The 7,027-nt window shown below is 65.2% G+C and carries 6 protein-coding genes; all 6 read left to right on the forward strand.

Annotation, left to right across the window (positions count from 1 at the left end; genetic code table 11):
* Positions 1-63 precede the first annotated feature (63 nt).
* The 6 genes from mftF to MTX35_RS23710 all read left to right on the forward strand — a co-directional run bounded on the left by mftF (position 64) and on the right by MTX35_RS23710 (position 6,865).
* Positions 64-1,461, forward strand: a complete 1,398-nt coding sequence (gene mftF / locus MTX35_RS23685) for a mycofactocin biosynthesis glycosyltransferase MftF (protein WP_243597266.1) — start codon at positions 64-66, stop codon at positions 1,459-1,461.
* A gap of 33 nt (positions 1,462-1,494) precedes the next feature.
* Positions 1,495-2,979 carry a mycofactocin system GMC family oxidoreductase MftG gene (gene mftG / locus MTX35_RS23690; protein WP_243597267.1) on the forward strand — a complete coding sequence of 495 codons (1,485 nt, stop codon included), beginning with the start codon at positions 1,495-1,497 and terminating at the stop codon, positions 2,977-2,979.
* Positions 2,980-3,138: 159 nt separating this feature from the next.
* Positions 3,139-3,276, forward strand: a complete 138-nt coding sequence (locus tag MTX35_RS23695) for a hypothetical protein (RefSeq protein WP_167326762.1) — start codon at positions 3,139-3,141, stop codon at positions 3,274-3,276.
* Positions 3,277-3,384: 108 nt separating this feature from the next.
* Positions 3,385-4,680, forward strand: coding sequence for a transcriptional regulator (locus MTX35_RS23700; RefSeq protein WP_243597268.1), 1,296 nt, complete (start codon positions 3,385-3,387; stop codon positions 4,678-4,680).
* 122 nt (positions 4,681-4,802) lie between these two features.
* Complete coding sequence (gene adh, locus MTX35_RS23705; protein WP_243597269.1) at positions 4,803-6,326, forward strand: aldehyde dehydrogenase; 1,524 nt, start codon at positions 4,803-4,805, stop codon at positions 6,324-6,326.
* On the forward strand, positions 6,326-6,865 hold the full coding sequence (locus MTX35_RS23710; protein WP_243597270.1) for a DUF779 domain-containing protein: 540 nt from the start codon (positions 6,326-6,328) through the stop codon (positions 6,863-6,865). The genes adh and MTX35_RS23710 overlap by 1 nt, the downstream gene beginning before the upstream one ends.
* The last annotated feature ends 162 nt before the right edge of the window (positions 6,866-7,027 follow it).

Raw genomic sequence — 7,027 nt, forward strand, 5'->3', positions numbered from 1 at the left:
TATGTTCCTTCCGATTTCTCGGGTGGCCGACACTCCAGCGGCTTGTCCGCTTACGATCTCCTGATGGGTGAAGGTCGGTTGCCTGACGGCTTCGGGGTGCGAGTCGATCCACGCGTACGCACTTTCTCCGAAGGACGCGTCCTGATCGGTGGTTCACCGACCCGCATGCTCAAGCTCGCACCGACCGCTGCGGCGATGATCGGCGACGGATTCATCGAAGTGACGGATTCGCAGTCCGCTCTCGTGGCGCGCAAGCTGCTGGACTCCGGGGTCGGGAACCCGCGGCCGATGTCGATCCCGTCGCCGTCGGACGTCACCGTCGTCGTACCGCTCAAGAACAACGAGGCAGGGCTGGAGCGACTGATCGCGGCGCTGCACGGATTGCACGTGATCATCGTCGACGACGGGTCCGACGTCCCGGTCGCCATGCCGCAGATCTCGTGGAGTGTGGGCAGTGTGACGGTGTTGCGGCACGAGCACTCACGCGGGCCGGCTGCGGCGCGAAACACTGGCTTACGCTGTGCAACAACAGGTTTCGTGGCATTTCTGGATTCGGACGTCGTCCCGCGTAAGGGGTGGCTCGAGGTGATGCTGGGTCACTTCTCGGATCCGGCGGTTGCTCTGGTGGCACCCCGCATCGTCGCCCTCGAGCCCGAGGGCAGTGCTCTCGCCCGGTACGAACACGCTCGCTCGTCGCTCGACCTGGGCCGCAAGGAAGCGGCGGTGCGGGCAGGTAGCTCGGTCTCGTACGTCCCCAGCGCCGCGATGCTGATCCGCCGATCCGTGGCGATGGACTGCGACGGGTTCGACGAGTCGATGCACGTGGCCGAGGACGTGGACCTGTGCTGGCGATTGCAGGAGGCGGGGTGGCGGCTGCGGTACGAGCCCGTCGCCCACGTCGCGCACGAGCATCGCGTCACCTTCGGCGAGTGGTTCGCGCGCAAGCTGTTCTACGGGACCGGTGCCACACCGTTGTCCGCTCGGCATCCGGGAATGGTGCCGCCGATCGCCATGTCTCCGTGGACGTTGGTGGCCTGCCTGCTTGCCGCCAGTCTGACGCGGCTCGGGCTCGTCGGCGCGGCCGCCACGCTCGGCGTGACGATCGTCCGTCTTCGCAGAATGTTCGTCGGTCTGGATCAGCCCACTCGCATCGCAGCCATTCTGGCGGCAGAGGGTTTTGTGGCGGGTTTGTGGCAACTGGCGTCGGCTCTGTGTCGGCACTATTGGCCGATCACCCTGCTCGCCGTGCTGCTGTCGAGCCGTATTCGTAGAATAGCGCTCGGATTGGCTGTGGCAGAGGCATTCTCGGATTGGTACAAGCACCGTGAACTCGGGGGCCTCGATCCCGTTCGGTATGCCTTCTACAAGCGAGCCGACGACGTCGCCTACGGCGCGGGGCTGTGGCGCGGCGCACTGGCAGCTCGCAGCCTGGACGCGCTCAAGCCTCGACTCGACGGCTGACGTGGTGCGATCCCGGCCGGCCTCGTCGACGGTGTGAACCCCACCGAGTTCGTCGACGTCATCGTCGTCGGAGGTGGCTCCTGCGGCTGCGTCGTCGCCGCACGGCTCAGCGAGAATCCCGATCGGTCGGTGCTGTTGCTCGAAGCCGGACCGGCATTCTCCGGCGTCGCCGATGTCCCGGCGGCCTTGCTCGACGCGTCGACGCTTCCCATCGGCCCCGGCAGCGAATGGGTGGGAACCTATCCGGCCGAACTCGCGGCGGGTGTCTCACGGACGATTGCGCGAGGTCGGGTCCTGGGAGGCTCCGGAGCAGTGAACGGCGGCTACTTCATCCGCGCCACGCCTGGCGACTTCGACGCCTGGCCGCAGTCGGCGTGGTCTTTCGATCAGGTCCTGCCGTTCTACATCGGCTCCGAAACCGACCTCGACGCCGGAGCGAGGGGGCGGTGGCACGGCACCCGCGGGCCGATGCCGGTCTCGCGCGCTCCGATGCAGGATCGACATCCCCTGACGGCGGCATTCGTGGATTCGGCCACGAACGCGGGCTTTCGATTCCGTGAGGACATGAACTCTCCGGACGCTGCCGCCGGGGGAGTGGGCATCGTTCCGTCGAACGTCGTCGACGGGACACGCGTAAGTGCCGCTCTGGCTTATCTTCTGCCGGTCGCGGGACGAAAGAACCTAAGAGTGCAGGGCAATTCGACGGTGTCGTCGTTGATATTCAAGCGCAACAAGGTGATCGGGGTCGAGATCATCGTCGACGGCGTACGCAGAGTCGTCGAGTCGGACACCGTCGTCGTCTCGGCCGGCGCGGTGCACACCCCCGCTCTGTTGCTTCGATCCGGCATAGGACCGTCCGAAGGATCTGCTGCGCTTGGCATTTCGGTCATCGCCGACAGTCCGGGAGTAGGTCACGGTTTCAGCGATCATCCCGAGGTTGCCGTTCCCTTCGTCACGAAGAACGACAGGTCGACGCCATCGCCTGCGCTGGAGGCGGTTCTGCATGCGGGCGAGGTGGAAATCAGGCCGTACACCAGGAGGTTCGACCAACTGATCTCCGGTCTCTCGCGTGTGCCCCACGTGTTCGGGGTCGGGCTCATGCGCTCGACGGCGCGAGGGAGCATCACGCTGCGCAGCACGGATCCGTTCGAGGCCCCGGACGTGAGATACCGCTATCTCGAATCCGACGGTGACCGGCGGGCGATGCGAGGTGGCGTCGAACTGGCGCGCGAGTTGCTCGCATCGCCGTCCATGGCGGTCGAGGTCGAAGTGCCCGCGATCGACGACCCTCTCGCGGCACTCGGCACGTCGCTGCACATGTCCGGTAGCGCCAAGATGGGGCCCGAGTCCGATCCGGAGTCGGTGCTCGACGATCACTGCCGCGTGCGCGGGGTGGACGGAGTCTTCGTGGTCGATACCTCGGCGTTCCCGGTGGTGCCCAGTCGCGGCCCGCATGCGACGGCCATCATGTTCGCCGAGCGTGCCGTGGCGCTGATGGGAGTGGAGCCTGCGGAATGACCCGGGTGGATGGGAGTGGAGCCTGCGGAATGACCCGGTGGATGGGAGTGGAGCCTGCGGAATGAGGCGGTGTGCAGGAGTTGACCACCGCAGTCGTGTGAAGGCGTAGCGTTCGTGGTCTGGGGACCGTTCAGGTTCCCCAATAGATGGGTTACTGCTATGTCGGACAAATCGCCCCGCAACACGATGACCAAGAAATCCGGCAAATCACTCAAGGACAAGCGCGCCGACAAGCGGGCCAAGTCGAGCGGTGACACCAGCAACGACATCATCACCTCGGCAGTCAAGAAGAAGTAGGCGCTCGCGGTCGGCGGGACCGGCCACCGCCGTTCCGTCGGCCCCGGCTGTATCCTTGCTTGTGAGCTGGGTTACAGCGATGTGGACAGGTCACGGAGGAAGCGTCGAATGGCAAGCCGATCGGACAGTGGCGGCAACCCCTGGGTCGCAGTGCGCCCCGGCGAGGACATCGCTGTGCTCGCGCGCCAAATGTCCAGTGCCCATCAATCTTTCGTCGACGACATTCGTACTCACGGTTCGACGGTTCGCTCGGTGGTGCTCGATTCGTGGATGCGTAGTCGCACCAAGGGCGTCGATCCCGACGGCGGGAACGACACTCCCGCGTTGACCGGGCCGGATCTCGAGCGCTACCGCAACGGGCATCCGATGTCCATCATCCGGCCGGTCATCCGCAAGCTGCTGGTCGAGGACGCGTCGGACACCGGATTGCTCGTCGCCATCTCCGACGCCGAGGGCCGGCTGCTGTGGGTCGAGGGTGATTCCGCGGCGAAGGACCGAGCGCTCACGATGGACTTCGCCGAGGGGGTCGACTGGAGCGAGGAGAGCAAGGGCACCAATGCCCCGGGTACTGCGCTCGCGGTCGACCACAGCGTGCAGATCTTCGCGTCCGAGCACTTCTCGCGTTCGGTGCACGAGTGGAGCTGCTCGGCGGCCCCGGTGCACCACCCCACCAGTGGCCACATTCTGGGAGCCATCGACATCACCGGTGGCCCGCGCGTTGCGGTACCCGAGGTGCTCTCGCTGGTCCGTGCCACCGTCGCCGCGGCCGAATCCGAGTTGCGGCTGCATTTGATGAATTCACCGAAATCGTTGGGCGACACAGCTCCCCGGCTCGAAGTTCTCGGATCGGGTCGGCCCGGATTGGTGCGGAGTTCCGGCCGGATACCGCTCTCTCAACGACACGCGGAGATCCTGCTTCTGCTCGGTGAGCATCCCGAGGGCCTCAGTTCCGACCACCTCGCCGTGCTGCTCGACGAGCACGAGCTCGACTCCGTGACCATCCGCGCCGAGATGTCGAGACTGCGTAAGACATTCGGAACCGCAGGCCTGGCGTCGCGCCCCTACCGTCTGGTCGGAGAGTTGTCCTCCGACGTCGGCGATATTCGCCGCGCCCTCGATCGCGGCGACGTCGACGCCGCCCTTCGGATCTACTCCGGCCCGGTGCTACCCGGATCGTCCGCGCCCGGTATCGAGGAGATCCGCGAGGAATTGCGGTCTCGAATGCAGGCAGCGCTGCTCCGACTCGGGGATCCGGTGCTGCTGGCCCAGTGGACATCGTCCATTCACGGTCGCTCGGATGTGGTCGCCTGGGAGGCCTACCGGTCCACCCTGAGCAGAGATTCCGCGCTCTACGGGCAGGTCAGCGCGCGTATCGATCTGCTCGACCGCGATCTCGGAATCTGACTGCAGGATCCGAGGACCGTCCGGTCGGGCGTAAGCAACCTAGTTGCAACGTTGCACCGCCTAGTGTCCTGAATCACACACCGCATCAACTGTGAAGCACGTGTCGATCAGGAGGATTTTCAATGTCCGTCTACGCCCGTCCAGGTACCGCCGATTCCATCATGTCGTTCCAGTCGCGCTACGACAATTGGATCGGCGGCGAGTGGGTACCGCCGGTCAAGGGTCAGTACTTCGAGAACCCGACTCCCGTCACCGGTGAGAACTTCTGCGAGGTCGCCCGCTCCACGTCCGAGGACATCGAGCTCGCGCTCGACGCCGCACACGCCGCAGCCCCCGCATGGGGCAAGACCTCCGCTGCCGAGCGCGCCGTGATCCTCAACAAGATCGCCGACCGTATCGCGGACAACCTCGAGTCCATCGCGCTGGCGGAATCCTGGGACAACGGCAAGCCGATTCGCGAAACCCTCAACGCCGACATCCCGCTGGCCATCGATCACTTCCGGTACTTCGCCGGCTGCATCCGCGCGCAGGAGGGCTCGCTGTCCGAAATCGACAGCGACACAGTGGCTTACCACTTCCACGAGCCGCTCGGAGTCGTCGGGCAGATCATTCCGTGGAACTTCCCGATTCTCATGGCCGTCTGGAAGCTGGCCCCCGCTCTCGCAGCCGGCAATGCCGTCGTGCTCAAGCCTGCGGAGCAGACTCCCGCGTCGATTCTGCACCTGATCTCGATCATCGGTGACCTGCTGCCCGCCGGTGTGCTCAACATCGTCAACGGATTCGGCGTCGAGGCAGGCAAGCCGCTGGCATCGAGCCCGCGTATTTCCAAGATCGCGTTCACCGGCGAGACCACCACCGGCCGCCTGATCATGCAGTACGCATCGCAGAACCTGATTCCGGTGACGCTGGAACTCGGCGGCAAGAGCCCCAACGTCTTCTTCTCCGACGTGCTGCAGGCCAACGACGACTACCAGGACAAGGCCCTCGAAGGCTTCACGATGTTCGCCCTCAACCAGGGCGAAGTCTGCACCTGCCCGTCGCGCTCGCTGATCCAGGCGGACATCTTCGACGAGTTCCTCGCCCTCGCTGCCATCCGCACCAAGGCTGTGCGACAGGGAGATCCGCTCGACACCGATACGATGATCGGTGCGCAGGCATCGAACGATCAGCTCGAGAAGATCCTCTCGTACATCGAAATCGGCAAGGGCGAAGGCGCGCAGGTCGTCACCGGCGGCGAGCGTGCGCAGCTCGGCGGCGACCTCAACGGCGGCTACTACATGCAGCCCACCATCTTCACCGGCAAGAACAATATGCGCATCTTCCAGGAAGAAATCTTCGGGCCGGTCGTCTCGGTCACGTCGTTCACCGACTACGACAACGCCATCGAGATCGCCAACGACACCCTGTACGGGCTCGGCGCAGGCGTCTGGTCTCGCGACGGCGGCATCGCCTACCGCGCCGGCCGCGATATTCAGGCCGGTCGCGTGTGGACCAACACTTACCACCAGTACCCCGCGCACGCCGCGTTCGGTGGCTACAAGCAGTCCGGTATCGGCCGCGAGAACCACAAGATGATGCTCGACCATTACCAGCAGACCAAGAACTTGCTGGTGAGCTACGCCCAGAAGGCACAGGGCTTCTTCTGATGGAGAATGCTCGGCCGCCCGCGCGGCTGAAGACCACCGCCGGGGCGATGGATCTCCTCCGTCGCCTCGGCGGTATCCACGGCGAACTGATGATGCATCAGTCCGGCGGATGCTGTGACGGGTCGTCGCCGATGTGTTATCCCGCAGGGGAATTCATCGTCGGCGACCGCGACGTCCTCCTCGGATACATCGACCTCCGGCTCGGGGTGGGCGAGGTTCCGCACGACCTCCCCGACGGTGTCGATGGTGTGCCGGTGTGGATTTCGGGTTCTCAGTTCCAGGCCTGGAAGCACACACAACTCGTGCTCGACGTGGTACCCGGCCGGGGCGGCGGGTTTTCGCTCGAATCACCCGAGGGAGTCCGCTTCCTCAGTCGAGGGCGCGCGTACACCCCGGAAGAGAACGAGCTTCTCGCCGCGTATCCACCGCTCGTCGGCGTCGATTGGGAAGAAGGTCGGCGCCCGCCGGTGCCGGACGATCCGCTCGTGGTCGCCGAGGCCGTCGATGCATGTCCCGTCCCGGGGATGCTCCAGGGCTGAGTGCCTGCGGCAGTGGTGCGGTTGAATGCCCCTGGGGGGCTGTCGCATTTTGATGGTGGGGCGTCTCGAGTGTCGAGGCGCCCCATTGTCGGTGGTGCGGGACAATGTGTTGGTGGCGAAGGGCTATCGACCGGTCGATCGTGATCAACAGTTTCTGATTCC

The organism is Rhodococcus sp. ARC_M12 (assembly GCF_022810385.1).
Classification (GTDB): domain Bacteria; phylum Actinomycetota; class Actinomycetes; order Mycobacteriales; family Mycobacteriaceae; genus Rhodococcoides; species Rhodococcoides navarretei.

Excerpts from the sequence above, each read along its gene's own strand:
- mftF (WP_243597266.1), top strand. The coding sequence starts at position 64 with ATGGGTGAAGGTCGGTTGCCTGACGGCTTCGGGGTGCGAGTCGATCCA.
- MTX35_RS23695 (WP_167326762.1), top strand. The coding sequence starts at position 3,139 with ATGTCGGACAAATCGCCCCGCAACACGATGACCAAGAAATCCGGCAAA.
- MTX35_RS23700 (WP_243597268.1), top strand. The coding sequence starts at position 3,385 with ATGGCAAGCCGATCGGACAGTGGCGGCAACCCCTGGGTCGCAGTGCGC.
- adh (WP_243597269.1), top strand. The coding sequence starts at position 4,803 with ATGTCCGTCTACGCCCGTCCAGGTACCGCCGATTCCATCATGTCGTTC.
- MTX35_RS23710 (WP_243597270.1), top strand. The coding sequence starts at position 6,326 with ATGGAGAATGCTCGGCCGCCCGCGCGGCTGAAGACCACCGCCGGGGCG.